This is a genomic window from Paenibacillus sp. MAHUQ-63, from assembly GCF_028765165.1.
Classification (GTDB): domain Bacteria; phylum Bacillota; class Bacilli; order Paenibacillales; family NBRC-103111; genus Paenibacillus_E.
In genome coordinates this window covers 1,536,921-1,562,759 of record NZ_JARADB010000001.1, presented here as the reverse complement: position 1 = coordinate 1,562,759, position 25,839 = coordinate 1,536,921, and the positions used below count along the sequence as shown (strand labels likewise).

18 protein-coding genes and 1 pseudogene are annotated in these 25,839 nt (G+C 50.5%); 15 read left to right on the top strand and 4 right to left on the bottom strand.

Annotated features, from left to right (window positions below; translation table 11 throughout):
* Positions 1-70: 70 nt before the first annotated feature.
* The 4 genes and pseudogenes from hcp to PUT07_RS35570 all read right to left on the bottom strand — a co-directional run.
* Positions 71-1,360: a hydroxylamine reductase gene (gene hcp, locus PUT07_RS06845; protein WP_274467073.1), complete on the bottom strand. Its 1,290-nt coding sequence runs from the start codon at positions 1,358-1,360 to the stop codon at positions 71-73.
* Between the two features lie 337 nt (positions 1,361-1,697).
* Positions 1,698-1,781 (bottom strand): small, acid-soluble spore protein, H family, encoded by an 84-nt coding sequence (locus PUT07_RS35580; protein WP_379239638.1) that lies wholly within the window; start codon positions 1,779-1,781, stop codon positions 1,698-1,700.
* Positions 1,778-1,996 carry a TIGR03943 family putative permease subunit gene (locus PUT07_RS35575; RefSeq protein WP_379239623.1) on the bottom strand — a complete coding sequence of 73 codons (219 nt, stop codon included), beginning with the start codon at positions 1,994-1,996 and terminating at the stop codon, positions 1,778-1,780. The genes PUT07_RS35580 and PUT07_RS35575 overlap by 4 nt, the downstream gene beginning before the upstream one ends.
* Before the next feature lie 44 nt (positions 1,997-2,040).
* Positions 2,041-2,289, bottom strand: a pseudogene (locus tag PUT07_RS35570) (permease); the annotation flags it as partial.
* A 640-nt stretch (positions 2,290-2,929) separates the two neighbouring features.
* On the opposite strand from PUT07_RS35570, the gene PUT07_RS06835 reads away from it, so the two are divergent.
* From PUT07_RS06835 to phnG, 15 genes are all read left to right on the top strand, one after another.
* Positions 2,930-3,943, top strand: coding sequence for a putative 2-aminoethylphosphonate ABC transporter substrate-binding protein (locus tag PUT07_RS06835; RefSeq protein WP_274467071.1), 1,014 nt, complete (start codon positions 2,930-2,932; stop codon positions 3,941-3,943).
* Positions 3,944-4,028: 85 nt separating this feature from the next.
* Entirely contained in the window at positions 4,029-5,066 is a 1,038-nt protein-coding gene (locus PUT07_RS06830) for an ATP-binding cassette domain-containing protein (RefSeq protein WP_274467070.1), read from the top strand.
* A 23-nt stretch (positions 5,067-5,089) separates the two neighbouring features.
* On the top strand, positions 5,090-6,790 hold the full coding sequence (locus PUT07_RS06825; RefSeq protein ID WP_274467498.1) for a putative 2-aminoethylphosphonate ABC transporter permease subunit: 1,701 nt from the start codon (positions 5,090-5,092) through the stop codon (positions 6,788-6,790).
* A 21-nt stretch (positions 6,791-6,811) separates the two neighbouring features.
* A complete protein-coding gene (locus PUT07_RS06820) occupies positions 6,812-7,597 on the top strand; it encodes a DeoR/GlpR family DNA-binding transcription regulator (protein WP_274467069.1) in 786 nt (261 codons plus the stop codon).
* Between the two features lie 34 nt (positions 7,598-7,631).
* On the top strand, positions 7,632-8,447 hold the full coding sequence (gene phnX / locus PUT07_RS06815; RefSeq protein WP_274467068.1) for a phosphonoacetaldehyde hydrolase: 816 nt from the start codon (positions 7,632-7,634) through the stop codon (positions 8,445-8,447).
* Positions 8,448-8,474: 27 nt separating this feature from the next.
* Positions 8,475-9,590 carry a 2-aminoethylphosphonate--pyruvate transaminase gene (phnW, locus tag PUT07_RS06810; protein ID WP_379239637.1) on the top strand — a complete coding sequence of 372 codons (1,116 nt, stop codon included), beginning with the start codon at positions 8,475-8,477 and terminating at the stop codon, positions 9,588-9,590.
* Positions 9,591-9,609: 19 nt separating this feature from the next.
* Positions 9,610-10,743 carry an alanine dehydrogenase gene (ald, locus tag PUT07_RS06805; RefSeq protein WP_274467497.1) on the top strand — a complete coding sequence of 378 codons (1,134 nt, stop codon included), beginning with the start codon at positions 9,610-9,612 and terminating at the stop codon, positions 10,741-10,743.
* Between the two features lie 50 nt (positions 10,744-10,793).
* Positions 10,794-11,471, top strand: coding sequence for an MgtC/SapB family protein (locus PUT07_RS06800; protein ID WP_274467495.1), 678 nt, complete (start codon positions 10,794-10,796; stop codon positions 11,469-11,471).
* 264 nt (positions 11,472-11,735) lie between these two features.
* Positions 11,736-19,346 (top strand): cadherin-like beta sandwich domain-containing protein, encoded by a 7,611-nt coding sequence (locus PUT07_RS06795; protein ID WP_274467066.1) that lies wholly within the window; start codon positions 11,736-11,738, stop codon positions 19,344-19,346.
* A 139-nt stretch (positions 19,347-19,485) separates the two neighbouring features.
* On the top strand, positions 19,486-20,388 hold the full coding sequence (locus PUT07_RS06790) for a LysR family transcriptional regulator (RefSeq protein WP_274467065.1): 903 nt from the start codon (positions 19,486-19,488) through the stop codon (positions 20,386-20,388).
* Positions 20,389-20,527: 139 nt separating this feature from the next.
* On the top strand, positions 20,528-22,816 hold the full coding sequence (gene metE / locus PUT07_RS06785) for a 5-methyltetrahydropteroyltriglutamate--homocysteine S-methyltransferase (RefSeq protein WP_274467064.1): 2,289 nt from the start codon (positions 20,528-20,530) through the stop codon (positions 22,814-22,816).
* A 236-nt stretch (positions 22,817-23,052) separates the two neighbouring features.
* On the top strand, positions 23,053-23,946 hold the full coding sequence (locus PUT07_RS06780; protein ID WP_274467062.1) for a PHP domain-containing protein: 894 nt from the start codon (positions 23,053-23,055) through the stop codon (positions 23,944-23,946).
* Entirely contained in the window at positions 23,943-24,575 is a 633-nt protein-coding gene (locus PUT07_RS06775; RefSeq protein WP_274467061.1) for a DapH/DapD/GlmU-related protein, read from the top strand. The genes PUT07_RS06780 and PUT07_RS06775 overlap by 4 nt, the downstream gene beginning before the upstream one ends.
* A 22-nt stretch (positions 24,576-24,597) precedes the next feature.
* Complete coding sequence (locus PUT07_RS06770) at positions 24,598-25,299, top strand: GntR family transcriptional regulator (protein WP_274467060.1); 702 nt, start codon at positions 24,598-24,600, stop codon at positions 25,297-25,299.
* A 92-nt stretch (positions 25,300-25,391) separates the two neighbouring features.
* A complete protein-coding gene (gene phnG, locus PUT07_RS06765; protein ID WP_310192261.1) occupies positions 25,392-25,832 on the top strand; it encodes a phosphonate C-P lyase system protein PhnG in 441 nt (146 codons plus the stop codon).
* Positions 25,833-25,839: the final 7 nt, after the last annotated feature.

The following is a 25,839-nucleotide window of genomic DNA, read 5'->3' as shown; positions in this document are numbered from 1 at the left end:
GCATCCGCTCATCAGATAGGGAACGTAATAATGGACGTATAGCCGGCGAGGCTATACGTCCATTTGTGTTTTATTGCGAAAGCATCGCTGCCATGTCCTCTTGAGCATCGCTGATTAGTTTAAGTCCGAAGGTCTCCACAAGCACATTCATCACGCCTGGATTGATGAATTCCGGAGGTTTAGGTCCGATGCGAATATCTTGAATTCCCAGGCTGAACAAACCGAGAAGAATAGCAACGGCTTTCTGCTCAAACCAGGAGAGGACGATGCTGACTGGCAGATCGTTGACGCTGCAGCCAAATGCATCGGCCAAAGCCATGGCGATTTTGACGGTGGAACCCGAATTATTGCATTGGCCAAGATCGATATAGCGAGGGATGCCCGTATCGGCCACCGTACCGTAATCGACATCATTGAAGCGGAATTTACCGCAGGAGGTCGTGAGAATGACGGTATCGTTAGGCAGTGAGGTGGCGAGCTCGCGGTAATATTCGCCGCCGGTTCCGGGCGCATCGCAGCCGGCAATGACGAAGAAGCGCTTGATTTTGCCTGCTTGCACAGCTTGAATGATTTCGGGAGCGAGCCCGATCACCGTTTCATGATGGTAACCGGTCGTAAGAACCTGCTCCGATTCTATGGTGACAGCGGGCAGTGACAAAGCTCTGTCAATCAATGGGGTGAAATCATCGCCCTCGATTTTGGTAACGCCTTCGAGACCTGCGATATCGTACGAAAAGAAGCGGTCGGCATAGGTGCCTTTAATTGGCATCACACAGTTGGTTGTAGCCAAAATGGCTCCTGGGAACTTCTCGAAAATACGCCGTTGGTCAAACCAGGCTTTACCTATATTTCCTTTCAGATGCGCATATTGCTTCAGTTTGGGGTAACCGTGGGCCGGAAGCATTTCGGAATGGGTATAGATGTTGATGCCTTTGCCCTCCGTTTGCTTCAGCAATTCCTCCAAAGCATAAAGGTTGTGCCCGGTTACGACGATGGCATGGCCTTCGATTTTGTTCTGAGATACCGTAATTGGCTGCGGCACTCCGAAGTGAGCCGTGTGAGCGCGATCAAGAACATCCATGATTTTAATGGCAGCAGAACCGACTTTCATAGCCATATCTATATGTTCCTGAAGATTGAAATTAGAATTCGTCAAAGTCATATACAAGGCTTCATGTGTAATGCGATCTACGTCAGGGTCGCTATAGCCTAGCTGTCTGGCATGCGTAGCATAAGCGGCAATACCTTTTAACGCAAATATCATAGTGTCCTGCAGGCTGGCGATATTTTCATCTTTTCCGCAGACACCGATGACCTTGCATCCACCTGTCGGGGTTTGCTCACATTGATAACAAAACATGGAATAATCCCTCCGTACCCATTTAGTAATATCCTCAGAACATAGATTAACAGATCCCCTTGAGAACATATGTGATCTATCTCACAACTGGATCAGGAATTGTCATAAACGGAGGTTAAGGGCACGGAGAGAGGAGATCAAAACCTGCCCCCTGCTGGTGTCGCCTCAGAGAGTCTACAGAAAACTCATATTCCCCTGACACTCCACGAATAAAAAACCAATTGAAAGACTTTCCGCAGGTTGTTGTTTTATCGGGGCACTCGCACTTGAATATTAACGACGAGCGTTCCATTTATCAGAAAGACTATACAGCACGCCGTTACCTTTTTATAAACTCTTAATGTTCGACCAAACTGCTCAGAGGCACTTCTTGTTCTTGCTCAGGCTGATCTAATGGATAAATGGTTGACGTTCGTTTCAATTTCCGAAGTATGAATTTTGATACACGTATGGACTAGTCGGTTCTTTTTGCGTATCTATCGTTTTTGCAACGATCGTTAATACGTTTTTACCGTCAAACATGCGTTTTTCGATGGTGCCGAGGGCGACCGCATACGCATTGTTATGCCATAGTTCGGGGGTATCGGTCTCGACGAGAATGGCAAGCGGCACAGAGTCTGTGACACAGCACCGCATCGAGAACCGTCCCAAGGCGAACTGGTTTTGAAGACCGGGCCGGCCATCATAAACACGATGCCGATATAAGGCGGCATGCCTTTGCGGATTAGCCGATGCACCACAGGGATGATTCCGCATTCGCAAAGCGGGAAGATGATGCCAAGCAAACAACCGAACAGGATGCCGGGAATCGTTTTTTTCGGTATCCACCGCTGTAGCGTCTGATCGCTAATAAAGGTTTGCAGCAGGGCCGAAATCGCGACGCCAAGTAAAATGAAAGGAAAAGACTCCAATAAAATGCCGATGACCATGATGCGAGAGTCGCTTATAAAGCTCATTAAGCTCATAAAACATAAAGTCCCCCCCTCTTGAGAATATGATAATGTCTAAAAAAAAGTGTTTTTCGTTTGTTTAATGTGTGTTTCGTTTGATATTATCATTGAAATGTTAGAACTACAATATCGATTTGTTAAAATAATGTAAATTATGACTGAAAATCAAGCTTGTTTGTAAACTATGTGTAAACTTACTTGACTTAAATGAGGTTATTTTCTTCAGTTTTTAATGATTCAGGATCAACTTTCAATAAAACCATAAATAATGTTATGAATTATGACATAAAGATCATTGACATACAACAAAACACAACATATAATCTGCGTATGAAAACAACTAAAAACAATTAATTTCAATTTATGAGTGTTGTTTTTGAGTTTGTTTTTGTGCTAATAACGATGCGGGGGGGATCTTTGATCGAAGATCGATCATCGAAAACGACTTTAGCACCTGGAGAAGACAAAATGAAAGCAGAGAGAAGAGTGCGGATCATCGGATAGGCCAGATCTCAGGAGAGGGAGAGGAATCGATACAATGAGAAAAAAATTAACTAAAAGTTTAGTCGTTGTGGCCACATTGGTATCATTACTGTCAGCGTGCGGAAAACCTGCAACCATGAATGAGGCGACCCCCGGGACGGCAAGTCCGGCAGGAACCGGGAGTTTGGATACTGCCAGCAAGGAATTAACCGTCTATACGGCTCTGGAAGACGATGCGATCAAGAACTATTTGGCCAGCTACAAGAAGAAATATCCTGATGTCAAAATGAACATTGTCCGGGATTCGACAGGTGTGATCACGGCCAAGCTACTGGCTGAGAAAGAAAATCCGCAAGCAGACGTTGTCTGGGGATTAGCGGCAACAAGCTTGCTGGTGCTTGATCAGAACAATCAGTTGGAGCCCTATGCTCCGCAGGGCGTAGATCGTATACTGCCAGATTTTAAAGATAAAAATGTACCTGCGCACTGGGTTGGCATCGATGCTTGGGAAACAGCTTTCATCGTGAACAAAAGAGAGATGGAGAAGCGCAAGCTGCCAATTCCCGAATCCTATGCGGATTTAATTAAACCGGAATACAAGGGCCTTATTACAATGCCGAATCCGTCTTCCTCAGGCACAGGCTTCCTGACCGTCTCCGGATTTATTCAACTGGATGGCAAAGACAAGGCATGGGACTATATGAGCAAGCTGCATGACAATATCGCCATGTACGTCCATTCCGGGTCGAAACCGGCTAAGCTCGCCGGCACAGGCGAGTACCCGATCGGCATTTCTTTCGGATACCGCGGTTTGCAAGAGCAGAAGAAAGGTTCCCCGGTTGAGGTCGTATTTCCGAAAGAAGGCTCAGGCTGGGATGTAGAAGCCAATGCGCTTATTAAGAAGAAATCGATCAAACAAGTATCTCAACAATTCCTCGATTGGGCCATTACGGATGAAGCGATGCAAGAATACAACAAAAATTTCGCGATCTTGGCTATCAAAACGGACGCTTCCAAGCTTCCTGAAGGTTACAAAGTAGACCCGATCAAGCAGTTAATCAAGAATGATTTAAATGAAGCTGCGAAAAATCGCGAGAGTATTTTGACTGAATGGGATAAGCGGTATAACACGAAGAGCGAGCCGAAATAGTCAAGCGAGTTTCCGGGCGGCTGCTCATTCATCCGTTGCTGTGAGCAGCCGCTTGCTTCTCAATCTAAGTTCAAGGAGGCAGCTTATGCCAGAAGCCTATTTATCCATTCAAGGTGTGAACAAAACATTCGACTCCTTTACGGCGCTTAGAGACATCAACATCGACATTCGTAAGAACGAATTCATTTGTTTGCTCGGTCCGAGCGGCTGCGGCAAAACGACGCTGCTGCGCATTATCGCCGGTCTTGAGAAGCCGACACGCGGGCGAATTACGGTTGGGGGCAGGGACATCACACAGCTGCAGCCGTCCAAACGCAATTTCGGCATGGTCTTTCAATCCTACGCCCTATTTCCGAATTTAACAGCCGCTCAGAATGTGGCTTATGGGCTGCAAGGAAGAAAGCTCACCAAGCGTGTAACCGACGAAAAAGTAAGCGAGGCGCTGTCGCTGGTCGATCTTCTGCACTTGAAAGACCGTTATCCCGCCCAGCTTTCAGGCGGACAACAGCAGCGCATTGCCCTAGCCAGAGCGTTCATCTTATCGCCGGATTTTCTCCTGTTGGATGAACCGCTATCGGCACTGGACGCCAAAGTTCGGACCAAGCTGCGGGAAGAAATATGCAATTTGCAAAAGAAGCTGGGCATTACAACGATTATGGTCACCCATGATCAAGAAGAGGCTTTGACCATGGCCGATCGGATTGTCGTCATGAATAATGCTGAAATGGTGCAAATCGGAACCCCTCAGCAGGTGTACGATCAGCCGGAATCGCCTTTTGTAGCCGATTTTATAGGATCCATTAATTTCCTGGCCTTCGGGCCGCACAAAGGGAACCTCCCGCTTACCGATTTTGCTGTCAGACCAGAGCATATCCGCATTTCTTCTCCAGGCTCAGGCTACCAAGCTGTCGTCAAACATATGGAGTTCAGAGGACCGTTTTACAGATTGCTGCTGCAGCCGATTCGCGAGCTGAAAGATCTGATCGGGAATCAACTGCTGGCCGTGGATGTATCTGCCGGGCAAGCGCATAAGCTGAGCTTGATGAAGTTCTCTGAAGTATCCGTTGAGTTCCCGCAAGAAAGGCTCATAACGTTTACGCCGGATGCCATGGTGACTGCATGATGGAGAAGCCGACTGCCACATGGATGCCGCCTGTTCGCCATAACTACCGAGAACTTTTTAATTTGCAAAATACCCTTATTGCCGTACTTGTTGTCACCCTGTTAATCACGACATTCGTGCCGCTCTGTTTATTGTTCAGTAAAGCTTTCTTCAACGCCAAAGCTGAATTTATCGGGATTCAGAATTTTATCAAATATTTTACTACGCCTTCTTTGGCGCAATCGTTATGGAATACGATAAACGTTTCATTGGCATCAACCGGCATTGCCGTCACGCTGGCTTTTCTGTATGCGTACGGAATTAGCCGAACGGCCATCCGCGGCAAATCCTACTTGTACTATGTCGCGATGCTGCCGCTTTTTGAACCGACGATGATGCACGGCATAGCCTTAACGTATTTATTCGGCAATCAGGGGCTGCTCACCAATGGCTTGTTCGGATTATTGCCTAGCGGCATTCATATCCAGATATACGGGCCCGTGGGCATCATCATATCCGAAGTGATTTACTTGTTCCCGCAAGCGTTTCTTATTTTCATTACCGCCCTGTCCATTACGGATCAGCGTCTGTACGAAGCCGCGGAAACATTGGGAGCGAGCAAAGCGCGGGTGTTTTTGACGGTTACGCTGCCTTCGGTCAAGTATGGTTTAATCAGCGCGATCTTTGTTTGTTTCACTGCCTGCTTTACGGATTTCGGAGCGCCGCAAGCGATCGGCGGCAAATTCAACGTATTGGCGACGGATATTTATAAGCAAGTCATCGGACAGCAAAATATGTCGATGGGTGCTACGGTTGGCATTTTGTTAACGATACCCGCTATTCTCGCCTTTGCCGTTGACCGGATGGTTGAACGAAAACAGCGTTCCATGCTTTCATCCAAATCGACGCCTTACCGAATTCATGCCGGTAAAACTCGCGATACGCTATATCAACTATTTGGTTTGATTATTTCTACCGGAATTCTTATCCCATTAATCACGATTGTCTGTGCTTCATTGATGAAAGTTTGGCCTTACAATTTAAGTTTCAGCTTCAAGCATTATGACTTTTCCAACGTCGCAGGCTCCGGCCTCGACCCGTTCTGGACCAGCTTGCAAGTGTCGCTGTTTACGGCGATAGCAGGAACGTTCATCACCTTTTTATTTGCTTATTTGATTGAGAAATCGCGTCATTTGAACGGTCTTCGGCAGATAGGCTATTTTCTGTCCGTATTGCCGCTTGCACTGCCCGGTATGGTAATTGGTCTGGCCTACATTTTCTTCTTTAACAATCCGGGCAATCCCTTGAACTGGATTTACGGAACGATGGTGATCCTGGTGCTGGCGAATATCACTCACTTCTATGGCGTGCCGTTCGTCACAGCGATGACTGCGCTGAAGAAGCTGGATAAAGAATTTGAGCTCGTTTCCGAATCGATGCGCGTCCCTTTCTACAGAACATTGCTAAAAGTAACGGTTCCGATGTGTCTGCCGGCCATTCTTGAAATTGCTATGTATTTCTTTGTCAACTCGATGGTTACCGTTTCAGCCGTTGTGTTTCTGAGATCTGCGGATTTGAATCTGGCTGCGGTTGCCCTGGTGAATATGGAGGATGCCGGCGACGTTGCAGCGGCTGCGGCCATGGCGGTACTCATTGTGCTTACGAATATTATCGTAAGACTGCTGTACACCGTACTTTCGAAGAAAATAAGAAGGAAGACAGAGGCATGGCAAATTCGAAAGTAACGGGCAAGGAGGTTACTGTGCGTGTCATTAATCGGGGAAGAACGTAAAGCGTATATTCTTCAACTCATACAATCGGAAGGCAAGGTCATTACCAATGAGCTTGTGGAAGTGCTGCAAGTCTCTTCCGAAACGATCCGCAGGTATCTGGAGGATCTCGAAGAGGCTAACAAGCTGAAACGGGTCTATGGAGGGGCGGTGAGGGTGAACCGTTCTCGCGAAGAGCCCTCCCATTTGATAAGGGAAGTGCTGCATGCGGACGAAAAACGAAGGATCGGCAAGGCCGCCGCAGCGCTCGTCCAGGACAATGAAGTGATTTTCATCGATGACGGCTCAACGACGCTGCAGATGATTGAACATTTACTTGATAAGACAAATCTCACGATCTTGACAAACTCTTTCCCTGCGCTTTACTCGCTCATTGATTATAAGAACAGGGAGCTTTACACAGGGGAACTATTTTTTATTGGCGGTAAAGTCAGTTCGATGCAATTCAGGGTGGTAGGCTCGCTAGCTGAGAAGCTGGTAACTAATTTTTATGCGGACAAAGCGTTTATCTCCATTGATGGGATGATGATCGACAAGGGAATTACAGCGTTCGATGAGGAGCGCGGAAAATTCGCACGGAAGTTGATGGAGCATGCCAAAACGAATATTGTGGTTTCCGACCATTCCAAAATCGGCATGGTGCAATTTCATAAAATGTCGGATTTGCAGGACATTGACATCATTGTCAGCGGAGTTCCCGCACCGGAAGCCTGGAAACCTGAATTAGAGCATATGGGTGTAGCGTGGATCGCATCCGAATAACGATAATGAAGAGACTTGGAAAGGGATGGTTTTAGTGGCGAAAAGTATTGAAAATCAGATTCAAGCGGTTATTTTTGATTGGGCAGGTACGATGGTGGATTACGGGTGTTTCGCGCCTTTGGACGTGTTTCTCCGAATTTTCGAAAAACGGGGGATTGCCATTACCGCCGAAGAGGCTCGCGGCCCGATGGGGCTTTTGAAATGGGATCATATCCAAACCTTATGCCGCATACCGCGAATCGCTCAATTATGGAAGGATAAATATGGCGCATTGCCGATAGACGCAGATGTGGATGATTTGTATGCCGATTTTGAACCGATGCTCTTTGATATTTTACCGGCCTATACGGATCCAATTCCTGGCGCCTTGGACTTAGTGAAAGAATTGCGGGCAAGAGGGTTGAAAATCGGTTCAACGACCGGATATACCGCAGAAATGATGAAGGTCGTCAGCCGGGAAGCCAAAAGGAAAGGCTATGAGCCGGATTCGTTGGTGACTCCTACCGAAGTGATCGCAGGTAGGCCGTATCCTTGGATGTGTTACGTAAATGCCATGAATTTGGGGGTTTATCCTTTTAAGTCGATTGTCAAAGTTGGGGATACAGTCAGCGATATCCAGGAAGGCGTCAATGCCGGCGCATGGAGCGTTGGCGTCGTGAAGGGCGGAAGCGAGCTCGGGCTTACCGAGGAGGAAGTGAACGCTCTGCCTGCCGAAGCATTGAAAGCGAAAATGAATGTCGTTGAGAAACGTTTCTTCGAGGCGGGAGCGCATTATGTAATCCCGTCGATCGGCGATCTTGTGCACGTCATCGATGACATTAATGCCCGTATGGCAGGAGGCGAGCAATAGATGAACAGAACAAATGTGACTGCAACGATGAATATGGATCTGATCGAAGACAACCCGTATTTGCTTTTGACGCCCGGACCGCTATCGACGAGCAAAAGGGTGAAAGCGGCCATGCTGAAAGACTGGTGCACATGGGATGACGACTATAATCGAATTGTTCAGGATATTCGCGGCAGGCTTGTACAATTAGCGACGAAAGAAACTTCGCTTTATAGCTCGGTTCTGATGCAAGGCAGCGGGTCGTTTTGCGTGGAATCCGTCATCGGAAGCGTGATTCCGCCGCATGGCAAGCTTCTCGTCATGGCGAATGGCGCTTACGGCCAGCGGATGGCGCAGATGGCAAGAATGCTGAACATCCCGCTCGTTCTTTTGGATAACGGAGAGGTTGCTCCGCCTGACTTGGGCCAATTGGAGCAATTGCTTCTTAAGGAAACGGATATCACGCATGTAGCGGTTGTTCATTGCGAAACGACGACAGGCATGTTAAATCCGATCAAAGGCGTCGGTGTAATTGCTAAAAAATACAACAAAACCTATATTGTGGATGCGATGAGCTCTTTCGGCGGAATTCCGATGGATATAGCGGAGCTGCAAATTGATTTTCTGATCAGCAGCGCGAACAAGTGCATCCAAGGCGTACCCGGATTCGGTTTTATCATCGCCAAAATTGATGAGATGAAAAAATGCGCAGGGTGGGCCCGTTCTCATTCCCTCGATCTATATGACCAATGGGATAAAATGGAAAATTACAATGGAAAATGGCGTTTTACATCGCCGACTCACGTTGTCCGGGCTTTCTATGAAGCGCTGAAAGAGCTTGCAGACGAAGGCGGAATCATCGCCAGACATAACCGTTACAAAGCAAACCAACGGGTGCTCGTTCGCGGGATGAAAATGCTCGGTTTTGAAACGCTGCTGCCGGAGCCATTGCAATCGCCGATCATCACCTCGTTTCTTTACCCGGAAAGCGAGGCCTTCCAGTTCCAAACGTTATATGAGAAATTGAAGCGCAGAGGCTTTGTGATTTATCCGGGCAAAATTACGAATGCGAACACGTTCCGGATCGGTAACATCGGAGAAGTGCAGGTAGAAGATATGATTCGTCTTGTCGATGCGATACAGCAAGAAACGTTTTGGACCTAACTAAAGGAGATGAATGAGTATGATTATTGGCGTGCCGAAAGAAATAAAGAACAATGAAAATCGGGTTGGCCTGACACCTGCCGGTGTCGTCACTTTTCAACATAACGGGCATGAGGTTTGGGTAGAAGCTAGCGCCGGTTCTGGGAGCGGCTTTGCAGATGAAGATTATATCGCAGCAGGTGCGATAATCGTTCCTTCCGCCAGGGATGCTTGGTCGGCTGAAATGGTTCTTAAAGTCAAAGAACCGCTTGCCGAAGAGTACGCGTATTTTCGCGAAGGATTAATTCTGTTTACTTACCTGCATCTTGCAGCGGAGCCGGAGCTAACTCGTGCGTTAACCGAAAAGAAAGTGATCGCTATCGCCTATGAAACCATTCAATTGAACAACGGCTCGCTGCCGCTTCTGACGCCGATGAGTGAGGTCGCCGGCCGGATGTCCATTCAAATCGGCGCCCAATTTCTGGAGAAGTCAAAGGGCGGCAAAGGGATTCTTCTCGGCGGCGTTCCTGGCGTAGCGCCGGCTGAAGTTGTCATTATCGGTGGCGGCGTCGTAGGGACGCAAGCGGCGAAAATGGCCGTCGGCTTAGGCGCAAGCGTGACGCTGCTTGATGTCAATGCGGAGCGCCTGCGTGAGCTGGATGATCAATTTCAGGGACGTCTGCGCACGTTAATGTCGCATGGAAGCAATATTGCGGAGGCGGTTAAGAAAGCGGATCTGCTTATCGGTGCCGTATTGATACCGGGGAGCCGTGCGCCACGGCTCGTGACGGAAGCGGTTGTGAAAACGATGAAACCCGGTTCCGTCATCGTGGATGTTGCGATTGATCAGGGCGGCTCGATTGAAACGATCGACCGAATTACAACCCACAGCAATCCGACGTATGTGAAGCACGGCGTTGTGCATTATGCCGTCGCCAATATGCCCGGGGCGGTCGCCAAGACATCGACAGTGGCATTAACGAACGTGACGATAGGCTATGGCTTGCAAATTGCGAATAAAGGCTATCGAGAAGCCGGACTGCTGCGTAAGGATTTGGCCAAAGGTTTCAACACGATTGAAGGCAAAGTCACGTATAAAGCTGTTGCTGAAGCGCACGGGTATCCCTATGTGGAGATCGATACGGTATTGAACGATCTGTCCGTTTCCGTATAGCCTCGCGCGTACTGCAAGAAGCGAGAGGAAAGGAGTGGGGAAAATCGGTGTTGATGTCTCCCTTTGTTATCAAGCTGGGTATTGCTCTATTTCTGGGCATGCTGATTGGCATTGATCGACAGCTAAAGCATAAGCCGGTGGGCATGAAGACGAACATGGTCATTGCCGTTGCAAGCTGCTTAATTACGATGGTCTCCATTGAGTCTGTAAGCAAGTTCTCTATGCCAGGCCACACCAATATGGATCCGATGCGGCTCGCTGCGCAAATCGTAAGCGGGGTCGGATTCTTGGGTGCAGGCGTTATTTTAAGAAAAAGCAATGATGAAATTTCCGGGCTGACCACAGCGTCTATGGTGTGGTCGGCTTCGGCGCTTGGCATAGCGACAGGCGCCGGATATTATATGCAGGCATTTGTAGCCGTCATCTTCATTATTCTGTCCGTCAATCTGTTTCCTGTCATCATCAAGTTGATCGGTCCCCGTTCACTCCAACAAAGATACCTGGAAGTAAGAATTGTTTGTTACCAGAGCCAGGACCCCAACCGGATTTTCAAAAGGCTGAAGGAATTAAACATGCAAGTGGAACGCGTCAAAGTGAAAGATGTAGAAGGAAGCTCCAACCAAATGGAATTGAAGTTGTTAACGTATGAAAAAGTGCAAGTAACGGATATATATGCTTCACTGAAATCCGTTGAGCATGTTTCTTATGTGGAAATTGAAAGCAGGTAAACCAAAACTGATGCATCGTTTGTGGTCGAAATCTTCTTTCGAGCTCAGCACAAGCCGGTATATTTACAAAACCATCAAACGCAAGTAACACTCCAATAACAAAGAAACAATAAAATGCAATTAAACATCGTGTAAATCAACGATTGCGTGTTGTTTTAAATTTGTTAAGGGGGTGACGACAGCTAATGTTACCCATACATCATTGATTTGCTCGCCGGCTCCATGCATGAAATTATCCATCAATATGTTTGAAGGAGGCTCCACATGTTGAATGCCAAGAAATTCGTGTCCGCACTCATGGCTTGCACCATCGCTTGCTCCGCTGTGTATTCGGCAGGAGCGGGATTTACTCCACCCGTATTCGCCGCAACCACTATCGACAAGCCAATACCCTCCATGCCTGCAGGCCGCTACGAACATGCCATCCAAGTTACACTCACCACCACAACCCCAGGGACAGACATCTATTATACGCTAGACGGCACATTGCCTGATGAAACAAGCCTTAAATTTACAGGGACTCAGATCGCTCTCTCAGAATCCACGAACATTTCGGTCATTGCCGTGAAAGACGGCGTATGGAGTACTGCCGGGACGTACGGGTACATCATCAAGACGGCCGAACAGCCGCTGCTGAAGTTCGCTGCATGGTCGGATGTCCATCTGGAGCCGGGTACGCCCGAAAGTGATGCCAGAACGCGAGCTCTCTATGAGAGCAATTTCGATGTCCTTTCTTCCATTTTCCCGAATCCGGACGCTATTGTCATTGCAGGAGATCTGATTAATGACAACAGCAATGGCAAAGGCGCCCATCATACGTTTGTTCGCGATGTAATCAATGAGCAGATGGCACGCAAAAACTGGTCCAACCTGCCTGTTCAAGTTGCCATAGGCAACCATGACGCTGCGGTTTCCAATGTCAGAAACGGTTATCCTGCCGAGTGGTTTACGGATCAGCCGGGCGGCTACTATGAGAAAACGATCAAAGGCTATTCCTTCTTCTTCCTCAATGGGAACAGCTATAATGGCGACACAGGGCAAAGAAATTGGCTCAAGGGACGGCTGTCGGAGTTAACCTCAGACCCGGCGAATCGGAATAAGCCGATCTTCATTACGCTGCACCACCCGATTTCCGGCACGGTCATGGATGGACAGCAAGCGACCAATGCGAATTTGAATACGGATTTGAAAGACTTTCCGCAGGTTGTTGTTTTATCGGGGCACTCGCACTTGAATATTAACGACGAGCGTTCCATTTATCAGAAAGACTATACAGCGGTCAATCTGGGATCCATGTCTTATATTGAGACCGAATCCGGGTATTTCACTGTAACGCCGGAGGGACTGGTAGATGAGGATCTAATGCCTCAGATGCAATCCCAGTTCATCGAGGTGTACGCGGATCGTATTGAGATTGAGCGAGTAGCTTACAATGGCGATCCGGGTTGGATTACGCTCGGAGGCGTCTGGCAGCATCAAAAAGCGCCTTTCAACAGTGCAGGAGCGTTGGCAGGAAAGAAGTGGGTTGTGAAATTAACAGGCAATACCAACGAAGAAATCAAAAGCAATTTTACGTACACAGCGGCCAACCGCAACAAAGTAGCGCCGCAATTCATGGCGAATCCCGACATCAAGGTGCTGCCAGGAGAGAATAACGTACCTGTGCTCTCGTTCAGACAAGCTAAGGACGATGAGGCGGTGCATCATTACGCCGTTACCTTATATGATCAGAGAACGGCTCAACTAGTCAAAACCTATAACGTTCTGTCGGACTTTTATTTTTCCCCGATTCCGAACAAAATGAATATTCCTATGTCGGGACTCGATTCGTCCAAGTCATACGTTATAAACGTACGGGCCGTGGATGCTCTCGGAAACATGAGCAATCCGTTACAAACGTTCTATCGCAGCAGCAGCACGGGGCCGGTGCTGACGCCGATCGACCCCGCTACGATGTGGAATCAGCTCGTGTCGGATATGAAATTTGACGGCAATCTGAATGAGGATGCCGCCGGTACAACCGGCTTGGCTGCCCAAAGCGGCAGTGTCACATTCGTCACGGGCAGATCGGGGCAAGCCGTCCACATTGCGCCCGGGAATTCCAATTACGTCGACCTGGGCGATAGAACCGATATGAAGTTCGGAAGCGGCGACTTCACAGTCTCGTTCTGGCACAAAGGCAATTTGGCAGGGGACCAGACCGTTCTAGCCAACAAAAACTGGAATTCAGGCGGGAATGCAGGTTGGTACATCGGTCCTGCGTCTACGGGCAACATGACGCTTAATATGGCGAACGGGACCGGAAAACGCGTCGATTATTCAGCTGCAAACGTGGGAGTGGAGTGGCATTCCTTCACGATATCGGTAGATCGGACGAACAAGAAGGCTTCAACATATGTAGACGGAGTTTTGGCGCAAACAAAGGACATATCCGTATTGGGCTCAGACAGCCTGGATGCCGGCTATAACATTATTCTTGGCGCGGATGGCAATAAAGGCAACGGAGGTGCGGATGTTACGCTGGACGACTTGAAAATATGGAAGCGCGCCTTGTCCGCAACCGAAGCTAAGGCGCTGTCCGATTCGTACAAGACGGCCGCTCTGTACACCTTTCACCAGTTGACGGCAAAAATTCAGGAAGCGGAGCAACTCGTTGCCCTTGTTACGGGATCGACCGGGGTATCGCTTCCCGCAGAAGCGCAAAGCGATTTATCGGCCCGGCTTGCTGCGGCCAAAGCATTGACGTTAAGCTCCGGCGAAGCCGAGATCGATCAGGCGTACATCGACTTAATGTGGGCTTTGCAAACCGCCCAAAGCAGCATCGTGTATACGTTTATTCCGAAATCCGCGTTCACGATCGATTCATACAGCTCGTATGCAGATAATGAGGATGCTGTTGCGAGCAACATGTTGGACGGTTCGGAATCCACGATTTGGCATTCCAAATGGGAAACGCCAACGGCTCCATTCCCGCATTGGGTCATCATCGATATGAAAAACACGTACAAATTGGACGGTATTCAAAGAAAGAGCCGTCTCCGACAAAATGCCTTGGAGTTTCCGAAAACATTTGAATTGTACGCTTCGGATCATAAGGCCGACTTAAGCGATCCTGCATTCCTCGGCAATGCAGCTAACAAGACAACCGGTACGTTCGGCAAAACCTGGACAGGTTCCGTGTATGCGGATTATGCCGCTTTGGACAAACCTGTGCAGGGACGCTATGTGAAATTCGTCGTTACCGGTACGTATAATACAAATCCATCCTTCACATTCACCAGCATGAGCGAGATCGATTTTACCGGCAAGCAGACTTCCAGCAGTAATGCAAGCTTGACGGATTTGAAAGTAAACGGCGCCACGGTAAGCGGCTTCGCTCCGGACAAGCTCAGCTATGCAATGTCTGTGCCGTATAGTACGACAACCGCGACCGTCACCTACACAGCGGCAAGTTCTTCCGCAATTGTTGCCGTGACCGTCGGCGACAGTCTGGTCGTCGGCGACAATCCGATCACCGTTACGGTGACGGCACAGGACGGTACGACGAGCGTGTACACGATCACGGTTGCCAGACCGGCTCAAGCTTCGGATGCGACGTTGAGCGATCTGAAGGTGAACGGAAATACGGTACCGAACTTCGCGCCAGGCAAGTTCGACTATGCAGCGTCCGTTCCTGCCAACACCACAACGGCAGCGGTCACTTATACGGCTTCAAGCCCCAATGCACAAGTAAACGTTGAGGGCGACGGAGAGTTCAACGGCGATAACAAGACGATTACCGTTACGGTGACGGCGCAGGACGGTACGAAAAAGGACTACCGTATTGTCATATCGAAACTAGCGCCAGCCCCGGCCAAATTCTTAACTATTACAAACGCCAATAAAGGCGTAGACTTAAATCAAATGACATTTACCGGCAATTGGAGTTTTGGCGGCGATTCATGGGCAAGTAAAATCGACAGCTATGTAGAGGTGCCTTTTTACGGAAATCAAGTGAAGGTTTATGGTGCCAAAGATCGTTCGCACGGGATTGTCGGGATTTCCATCGACGGTCAGCCTGAAACGAAGGTTGATTTATATGCGTCTGCTAGAGTGAAAGAAACTTACTACACGAGTCCCGAACTGCCATCCGGTTTGCACACGATCAAAGTGCGCGTTACTGGAGAGAAAAATCCTAGTGCCAGCGATGTGTTTGCGGTAGTCGAAAATGTTCAAGTGTCTGTCGATACCAGCTACATGAACATGACCGGCCCATCCGGTGTCCTGTCCGAAACCGAGAATATATTCGACATCAACTATGTCGGCAATCTGGATCAAATCGTACCTGACAGTGCCATCGTTCAAATTGATCCCGATAAATTTGAAGTAGCCGGTGCAGAATCTTCGCTACCTGGGGGAATCGCCCCGCAGATTGAGGATTTGGGTAACGGGAAGATTAAACTTTCGTTTACAAGCATTCAAGCCGTTGCTGCAAACATCGTCGTTCCGATTGCCAAGTTGAAACTCAAAGCAAAAGATGTCGATAAAACCGCCGCTAACTTGACGCTCGAGAATTTGACTGTAACCACGCCGGAAGGTCAGCAGGCAGCGGTCACTAGCCCATTCACCAAAACGGTGGACATTTTTGACACGGAAGAAATTACGCTCGATCGCGAAACGCTTTCCCTGAAAGCAGGAGGCTTCGACCTTGTCAGTCTGGATTGGACCCCGGCCATTGTCCTCAATCCGAGCATTCATTGGATTTCAAGCGATGAAAGTGTAGTCAAGGTTGAGCCTATCCAGGGCTCCAAGAAACAATTTAAAGTCATGGGGCTGAAGGCGGGTAAAGCAACGATTTCGGCCTTATCGACGAATGAGAAATCCGTCAAATCCATGCAAGTAGAAGTGTCCAACTCTACGGATGTCAATAGGGACGGAACGCTCACGCAAGAAGATAAAGATTTGGTGCAACAACTGTCAGGCTCCGCAACGGGCGATTTCGGGTGGGCGCAATCCGCCAAAGCAGACCTGAACGGAAATGGCAAAGTAGATGAGCAGGACGTACAAACGATTGAGCAACAATTAGCCAAGCATAACGGGACCCCTTATAAGCATGTATTTATTATCGGATTAGACGGCGCCGGAAATTTCGTGCAAAATGCGAATGCTCCAAGAATGAAGAAGTTTTTCTCGGAAGGCGCGGTTACTTATAATGCCAAAACAGAAAACTATTCATCGAGCGCACCGTCCTGGGGGGCCATACTGCATGGGGTCGGTTACGATACGCACAAAAGAGATAACGGGAATGTTTACTCTCCTTTTCCGGAACATGTCTCGTACCCTTCGATCTTTAAGCTCTTAAAGCAAGAACGCCCTTGGGTCAACATGGCGGCTATGAATCACTGGAATGAGATTTACATTGGATTAATCGAACGTTCCGCCGAGGTATATAATGATTTTGGCAGCGACAGTGCCATTACGCAAAAAATTGTTCAGCGGATCAAAACCGAAGGGAAAAACACGCAATTAATGTTTTTCCACCTAGACGACATAGACGGTGCTGGTCATTCCAAAGATTATGGCAGCCCGCAATACTATCAACAATATACAATAACGGACGGGTATGTAGGGAATATCCTGGATGCCATTGACCAAGCCGGTTTGACGGACGACAGCCTTATCATCATTTCAACGGACCATGGCGGGCATAACTATACCCATGCCACGACCGACCCTAGAGATACGACGATTTTCTGGGCGGCCAAAGGTAAAGGCATCAAGCCGGGAACGGTCATTACAAGTCCGGTCCGCGGTAAAGATACGGCAGCCGTCGTTGCCAAAGCATTAAGGCTGGATGCTCCGGCAGCGTGGGAAGGGACAGTTCCCCAAGGCATCTTCGAGGAGAATGATCCGTTAGCGTCCAACGCTTCCTTGAAGGATCTGCAAGTGAACGGAACGGTAGTGAACGGCTTCGCATCGGATAAGTATGCCTACACATTGACCGTACCGTATGAAACAACGGTGGCGGAAGTCACTTATACGGCAGTGAATCCTGCAGCGCGGGCCGTGGCTGTAGGCGGCGGGCCATTGGCCGTGGGACCGAACCCGGTCGCCGTCCATGTGACGTCGCAAGACGGAACGGCCGCGAAAGACTATCGCATGGTCATAAACAGGCATCCTCAAGCTGGGCCGTCGGACGCTGCTTTGCTCGATCTGCGCGTGAACGGGATGACCGTGGAAGACTTCGCTGCAGACAGATTTGGCTATGCTTTGTCTGTACCTTATGGAACAACGGTTGCAAGTGTCACCTATAAGGCAGCGAATCCGGCTGCATCCGTTACGGTGAACGGCGGCGAGAGTTTGCATGTCGGAGCCAACCCGATTACCGTTAAGGTTATCTCGCAGGACGGCACGACGACTAACATGTATACCCTTATGGTAACTCGGCAGGGGCTATCGTCCAATGCTTTCTTGCGCGAATTGAGCGTGAACGGATTGCAAGTGGCGGGTTTTGCTCCCGATAAGCTGGCCTACACGATGCATGTATCCAACGGCACAACAGTCGCCAATGTGACTTACGCCGCCGAAGATGGTGCGGCCACAGTCGTTGTCACCGGCGGCAACCTGATGGTCGGTTCCAATGTGATCTCGATCGACGTTACAGCGCAGGACGGCACGTCCAAGCGATATATCATTACGGTTCACCGCTTGGCGGATGACTCGGATGACTCAAGCTCTTCAGGTTCAATAGGAACACCGGCGCCGAATCCTCCGGTTAAGCCGGAGCAGCCTGCCGACACGGCATCCATTCAGGATGAAGACTTGGCATCCGGCTCCCCATCTGTTTCCGTCGCCTTGACGGAAGAGAAGAATCGCCTTGTGATTCCGATGGAGCAAGCAGAGAAGCTTAAGGGACGCCTTCTGCAGGTTCAATCGAAGAACGTCAAGGTGAACATTCCCGGCGACCTGTTGAAAGCCATCAGCGATTTACTGCCGAAGCCGGACGACTTTGCGGCGGTGGCCGTGCAAGTCGATTCGATTACGGCGGCGCAAGCGGAGCGGACATTGCAGGAAGCAAACCGTAAGGACAACGGCTTCTACAAGCTGGGCGGACAAATAATCGATCTTTCGATCTTCGCGACGGACGCTTCCGGCAAGCCGTATAGCATGGACAAACTTGCAATGCCAGTAACGATGACGTTCCCTATTCCCGCAGGCATGGATCCGAAGTTGGCTGGTGTTTATGAGATGAAGGAAGATGGAAGCCTAACTTATTGGGGCGGTAAGCGCGTTAGCGGAAATGCCGCCATCGAGGTCGAGGTAGATAACCTCAGCTCATATGCCCTGCTTTCCTTGGAGAAGAGGTACAATGATGTAACGGACGACCATTGGGCTTACGCCACAATTCGCGAGCTGTCCGCTCAACATATCGTTAACGGGGTGACAGACGCTGCCTTTGCGCCGGGCAAAGAGATTTCCCGCGCCGAGTTCGCAGCCTTGCTGGCGCGGACGCTCGGCCTCGCATCAGCAGGTACGACTCCGTTCGGTGATGTGACGGGGGATGACTGGTTTGCCAAGGAAGTGGGGGCCGCCTATCAAGCGGGCATCATTGCCGGCGATGCGCAGCACATGTTCGATCCGAACCGCAGCATCACGCGAGAAGAGATGGCGGTTATGCTCGTCCGTGCTTACGAGCACCGAGTAGGATCCAAGCTGGAGCCATTCTTGGAAGCGAGCTCGAAGGATGCTTCCGAGATTAGCGGCTGGGCTCTGCCTTATGTCAGCAGCGCGCTGAGAATGAACCTGCTGTCCGGACGCCAGGAAGGGCTGTTCGCCCCTGATGAACAGACAACCCGTGCGGAAGCGGCGCAAGCGATATACAACTTGCTGCAATAAGCATGATAAGTCGCCAATCTCCTGTACATGCAGGAGGTTGGCGGCTTTTTTGGCTTCCTTTTTCGGGGCAGAATGGCTCCCTAGGCTTATTCATTATATAATGACAAGTAAAACTTGCTGAGAACGAAGGTGTATGGCCTTGACTTTACAACAATTAAGATACGTCATTGAGGTTGCGAACCGCGGGTCCATTAACGAAGCCGCCAAACGGTTGTTTATTACGCAGCCCAGCCTCTCGAATGCGATCAGAGACCTGGAAGAGGAGCTGCAGCTGTCCATTTTCGATAGATCCAATAAAGGCATAACCCTCTCGAAGGAAGGGATCGAATTCCTCAGTTATGCCCGGCAGGTCGTCGAGCAAGCCGACTTATTGGAGAGCCGTTATTTGAATGCCAAGCCGGCCCCGCAGCATTTTTCGGTATCGACGCAGCATTATGCCTTCGCCGTGAACGCTTTCGTCTCCCTGGTCGAAGAGCACGGACAAGATGAGTACGAAATGGCTCTGAAAGAGACCAAAACCTACGAAATTATTGAGGACGTTAAACATTTACGCAGTGAAATAGGCATCTTGTACCTAAATGACTTCAATGAGAAAGTGATCAATAAGATGCTGAAGGAGGCCAATTTACAGTTTCACCTGCTGTTTACGGCCACGCCGCATATTTTCATCTCCATTAAGAATCCCCTGGCCAAGCAAAAGCTTGTGACGATCGATCAGCTTGCGCAATATCCGTATCTCTCCTTCGATCAAGGGGAGTACAATTCGTTCCATTTCTCCGAGGAAATTCTCAGCACGATTTCACATCCCAAAAGCATTCGTGTGACGGACCGGGCGACGCTGTTCAATCTGCTGATCGGACTGAACGGCTACACCATTTCGACCGGGGTGCTCAGCGCCGACTTGAACGGCAACGAAATTATTCCGGTGCCCTTGGATTGCCCGGAAAGCATTCATGTAGGGTGGATTTCGCATAAAAATACAGTGCTGAGCAAGCTCGGAACCGCTTATATCGAGGCGTTGAAGGTTGCTATCGCCCAGTGAGAACGATCACCTTGCAGCGTGATTAGCATGCAGGCTTGGTATATCTTTTGGCTATAACCAGCTATACCTTTATCGAATTACGCTATATCTACGAATCTGTGGTATTTTTTGTATAACATATTGCAGAGGAGTTATGGTTATGGTGAGAAGCAGTCATTTGGGATATCCGCGCATTGGTGCCGATAGGGAATGGAAGAAAGCATTGGAAGCGTTTTGGGCCGGCAAAATAGAAGAGGCTGCGTTCCAAGATCAGCTGCAGGAGATTCGGTTGAACCATCTGCGCAAGCAGCAGGCAAAGGGCATTGATTTGATCCCTGTAGGGGATTTCAGTTATTACGATCATATCCTGGATACGGCCGCCATGTTCGGAATCGTGCCGCAGCGGTTCGCCTATGCGGGGGGCGCTGTTCCCCTGTCCGTCTACTACGGCATGGCGCGCGGAACAAAGGAGGCAACGGCCTGCGAAATGACCAAGTGGTTCAATACGAACTACCACTATATCGTGCCTGAGCTGACGGATGCCGAGCCGGCATTGACGGAGAATAAACCGCTTAGCGCCTATCGCGAAGCGAAGGAGAAGCTGGGCATCGACGGGAAGCCGGTAATCGTTGGACCGCTCACGTTCCTGAAGCTTTCCAAAGGGTATCTTCAATCGGAATCCGATGCTTGGCTGGACCGGCTGCTTCCGCTTTATGTACAGGTTCTTCAGGAACTTGCCCAAGAAGGAGTAACGTGGGTGCAGATCGACGAGCCGATTCTTGTGACGAAGCTGAACGATGCGGATCTTCAGCGGCTGCGGCGCATTTATGAGACGTTCGCCGATGCGGTGCCGGGGTTGAACATTCTGCTGCAAACGTATTTTGAATCGGTGGATCATTATCGCGAGATTGTGGCGCTGCCGGTGAAGGGGATCGGTCTTGACTTCGTGCATGGCTTGGCGGGGAATCTGGCGTCAGTCCAGTCGCTTGGTTTCCCAGCGGACAAAATTCTCGCCGCCGGCGTCATCGACGGACGCGGGATCTGGAAGGCGCCGCTTCGCGAGAAGCTGCAGCTGCTGAGCGAGCTGGCTGAGACCGTCACGCAGGATCGTCTTATCGTACAGTCCTCCTGCTCCTTGCTCCATGTTCCGGTAACTGCGGAACGCGAGACGAAGCTTATAGCCGAATTAAAGGATGCGCTTGCGTTCGCCGATGAGAAGCTGGACGAGATCGTTCTTCTGGCGAAGGCAGTCGCTTCGGGCCATACTGCGGTTGCCGCCGAGCTGGACGCGAACGAGCGGGCGCTTGAGGCGCTCCGGCAGTCCGATGAGCGTCGCCGCACGAGCGTACATCAAGCTGTTGCCGCAATTAGCGCGGAGGAGCCGAAGCGCTCCCGCCCGTTTGCCGAGCGCCATGCGGCACAGCAGGCGAAATGGCGGCTGCCGCTGCTGCCGACAACGACGATCGGCTCTTTCCCGCAATCCGCGGAAGTGCGGAAGGCGCGCCAGCTTTGGCGCAAGGGCGAGTGGAGCAGCGAAAGCTATGCGAGCTTCATTCGTGAGCAAATCGATATCTGGATCAAGCTTCAGGAAGCGATCGGCTTGGACGTCCTCGTGCATGGCGAGTTCGAGCGTACCGACATGGTGGAGTTTTTCGGCGAGAAGCTTGCGGGCTTTGCCTTTACCCAGAACGGGTGGGTGCAGTCGTATGGTTCCCGCTGCGTGAAGCCGCCGGTTATATTCGGGGATGTCGCTTTCAAAGGAGCCATGACCGTCGAGGAGACGAAGTATGCCCAATCGCTGACGGAGCGCCCTGTGAAAGGCATGCTGACCGGACCGATTACGATTATGAATTGGTCGTTCGTCCGCGACGATCTGCCGCGCGAGCAAATCGCCTATCAATTGGCGTACGCGCTGCGGCAGGAAGTAGAGGCGCTTGAGCAGGCGGGTATCGGGATGATTCAGGTCGATGAGCCAGCGGTACGCGAAGGACTGCCGCTGAAGGAAGCGGAGCAAGCCGGGTACCTGGCTTGGGCGGTCAAGGCTTTCCGCATCGCGACATGCACGGTGCAGGAGACAACGCAGATTCATACGCATATGTGCTATTGCGAATTCCACGACATGATCGACTCGATTGACGCCATGGACGCCGATGTGATCTCGATCGAGACGTCCCGCAGCCACGGCGAGCTCATTCACAGCTTCGAGCTGAACACTTACAAGCTCGGTATCGGATTAGGCGTGTACGATATTCACAGCCCGCGCGTTCCGAAGGTGGAGGAGATGACCAACATGATCGATCGCGCCTTGCGGGTATTGGATCCGAAGCTGTTCTGGATCAACCCGGACTGCGGTCTGAAGACGCGCGGGCAGGAAGAGACGATCGCTTCCCTGCGCAACATGGTGGATGCGACGAGGCTGGCCCGCGCGCGGTATGAGGTTAACGTTTGAGAATGAAGATACCAAAAGAATAATCGGAGAAGCCTTGGCTCTTGAAGAGCCGGCAGGAACGGAACGAAGCCCCCAAGTAGGAAACTTGGGGGCTTTTTGTCGATCCTTACAATTTCTTAACCTGAGCATTACATAGCATTGACCCTTGCAACTTGGCATCAAGTTAGACTGGTTCCATAGCACGAATAAGCATTTCAAACACGCCATGTCTTCATGCCAAATTCAAGGAGGCTTCGATGAAAGTAGAGTTGCATTGCCATACCCGACTGTCAGACGGCTCATTCACGTTTGAACAAATATTGGAGCAAGCTGTGCAAGAAGGCGTCGTCCAGATCGCCGTAACGAATCATGATACGACCCGTGAGCTTGAGCTCATGATGCGTCAAGGACTGGAGCGGGGCATTGCGATCATCCCCGGTATCGAGATATCCGGCTACGATGAGGAGAGGCGGCGGAGAGTGCACATTCTCGGCTATTACATCGACCCCGGGAGCCCGGAGATCGAAGCGCTGTGCGGCCCTTTGCTGGAGAGGCGCCACCAAGGCTGCCTTCAGGCAATCGCCAGGCTGATGGAAGCCGGATACGCCATTACGCTTCAAGATGTCATGCGGTACGCGGAAGGCGGGACAGGCATCTATAAGCAGCACATCATGCATGCCCTGATCGACCGAGGCTATACGAAGTCGATCTACGGCGATTTATATAAGAAGCTATTCGCTCGCGGTCAGAACGGCGAGCAGCCGGGGATTGCCTATATCCCCACTGAATATGTCGATGCCCGTGAGGCGGTCCGGGTCATCCTGCAGGCGGGCGGGGTGCCGGTATTGGCGCATCCGGGGCAATACGGGAACTTCGAGTTCGTTCCGGAGTTGGTGGATGCCGGCTTGCAGGGCATTGAAGTGTGGCACCCGCTGCACAATGAGGCAGACGAGCATAGAGCCCGCGAGCATGCTGCAGCTTATGGCTTGATCATGACCGGGGGCTCGGATTTCCATGGCTTCTATGGAGAGAGAGAAGTCCTGCTGGGGAGTAAGAGTCCGGGCTTAAGCGTCGTGGAGGAGTTGAGGGCCCGGAGACAGGTGCTGCACGGGGATTCTATTGTCACAATCAAAGGAGATGTCACATCATGAAGCCTATTCACCAAACCACTTCCAGCCTCCCCTTGTCGACAGAGCCGGCGATAGCGGCTAGCAGCCACATCCTGAACAGCCATGCAGGAGCCTGGACCTCCATCGGCCCGCACAACAAAATCATCGAATCGCGCATCGGCGATTACACCTATACGATGGATGACGTAACCATCAACTATGCGGAAATCGGCAAGTTCACATCGATTGCTTCCCACGTCTGCATCAATCCGGTTGATCATCCCATGGACCGGGTCACGCAGCATCATATGACTTACCGGCGCGCAGCTTTCGGCTTTGCCGAGAGGGACGACGACTCGTTCTTCGAGTGGCGCAGAGGCAACCGTGTCACGATCGGTCACGATGTCTGGATCGGACATGGCGCTATCGTCATGAAGGGGGTTCATATCGGGACCGGCGCCGTTATTGGGTCGGGAGCGATCGTGACGAAGGACGTGGAGCCCTATTCCGTTGTTGTCGGCGTACCGTCCAGACCGCTGAAGAAGCGGTTCTCCCAGGAAATCATCGACCGTTTGTTGGCCATTGCCTGGTGGGACTGGCCTCGCGATTTGTTGGAGACGAGATTTCATGAATTGAACGATGTCGCCGCTTTTATTAAGCAATACGGCTGACCTTACCAAGGAGGCGTCTGTTATGTCTGAAGAGATGGATATTATGGATCACCTGATCGCATCGATTCAATCCGGCAAGTATGAGCCAGACGATAAGCTGCCTTCGGAGAACGAGCTTGCGGATACCTTCAAAGTTCCGCGCATTACCGCCCGCAAAGCGTATGAGCGCCTTCAAGAGCTCGGTTACATTTACTCCAAACAGGGGAAGGGCAGCTTCGTGCAGGACAGAAATCTGCGCATTCCCTTAGTGCTTAACGCCGATAAGAGCTTCAGCCAGAAAATGACCGAGATGGGGTATGCGTACCGGTCTCAGAACATATTTTGCGAGCCCATCGAATTTAATAACAAAATTTACGAGTCGCTAGGCGTCGGCGAAGAGGATCGCGTGTTCAAAATCGGACGCCTGCGCAGCATCGACGGAAGGCCGATCGCCCTGCATATTTCGTATGTGGCCGAAACGGTGTTTCCGGATATCGGGAGCGCGGGCAAAGCGATTACTTCCATGTTTCACTATTATCAGAACCGGGGCTATCATCGCTTCCGGTCGAACGAGACATTTCTCCGGTTGACGCATCCGACCAAGTATGAGCGGGAGCTTCTGGCTTGTTCGAGCCTGATTCCTCTGCTGGTGCTGGAGTCCGAATGCATCGACAGCGATTCCGGCCGAACGTTGGAATACGGCAAAACGATGTACCGGGGCGACGTATTCACCTACGTCATCTAGCTTTTACACAATCTTAACGGCTGCCGGCCTGGCAACAAGATAATGTAAGTGTCGAGGAGCGGATTAGTCGCAAGGAAGGAGTCTATGACCTTATGAAGCAAGAGACGATGAGTCGAAAGGTGCGGACGGAAATATTGGTGGACGGCTCGCTTAATCTCGCTGCCGCCTTAGCCGGCGAGATCAAGAGCAGCTATCCGGTTGCACTTATCGAAGAGCCGAATCATGGCCTGGTTATGGTTCGGGTGCGGGAGACGGCGAAGATGAGCCTGTTTTATCTGGGCGAAGTGCTGGTCACCGAATGTAAAGTTCGAGTCGAAGGAGCTTTGGGAATCGGTATTGTGAAAGGCGACGAGCCGGAGAAAGCCTATGATCTGGCCGTCATCGATGCGGCTTATGCGGCAGGTCTGGTGGAGACTGCGGCATGGTTCGGCCGTTTGCAGGCGGAAGGGCAGCGAATCGCCGCCGATCGCCATGCGCGCCATATGCAGGTTCTGCAAACGAAAGTGGATTTTGAAACGATGGACATCGATTGAGAGGATT

Coding starts and splice junctions, on each gene's coding strand:
- hcp (WP_274467073.1), bottom strand. CDS start 1,360: ATGTTTTGTTATCAATGTGAGCAAACCCCGACAGGTGGATGCAAGGTC.
- PUT07_RS35575 (WP_379239623.1), bottom strand. CDS start 1,996: ATGCGGTGCTGTGTCACAGACTCTGTGCCGCTTGCCATTCTCGTCGAG.
- PUT07_RS06835 (WP_274467071.1), top strand. CDS start 2,930: ATGAATGAGGCGACCCCCGGGACGGCAAGTCCGGCAGGAACCGGGAGT.
- PUT07_RS06830 (WP_274467070.1), top strand. CDS start 4,029: ATGCCAGAAGCCTATTTATCCATTCAAGGTGTGAACAAAACATTCGAC.
- PUT07_RS06825 (WP_274467498.1), top strand. CDS start 5,090: ATGCCGCCTGTTCGCCATAACTACCGAGAACTTTTTAATTTGCAAAAT.
- phnW (WP_379239637.1), top strand. CDS start 8,475: ATGAATATGGATCTGATCGAAGACAACCCGTATTTGCTTTTGACGCCC.
- ald (WP_274467497.1), top strand. CDS start 9,610: ATGATTATTGGCGTGCCGAAAGAAATAAAGAACAATGAAAATCGGGTT.
- PUT07_RS06795 (WP_274467066.1), top strand. CDS start 11,736: ATGTTGAATGCCAAGAAATTCGTGTCCGCACTCATGGCTTGCACCATC.
- metE (WP_274467064.1), top strand. CDS start 20,528: ATGGTGAGAAGCAGTCATTTGGGATATCCGCGCATTGGTGCCGATAGG.
- PUT07_RS06780 (WP_274467062.1), top strand. CDS start 23,053: ATGAAAGTAGAGTTGCATTGCCATACCCGACTGTCAGACGGCTCATTC.
- PUT07_RS06775 (WP_274467061.1), top strand. CDS start 23,943: ATGAAGCCTATTCACCAAACCACTTCCAGCCTCCCCTTGTCGACAGAG.
- PUT07_RS06770 (WP_274467060.1), top strand. CDS start 24,598: ATGTCTGAAGAGATGGATATTATGGATCACCTGATCGCATCGATTCAA.
- phnG (WP_310192261.1), top strand. CDS start 25,392: ATGAAGCAAGAGACGATGAGTCGAAAGGTGCGGACGGAAATATTGGTG.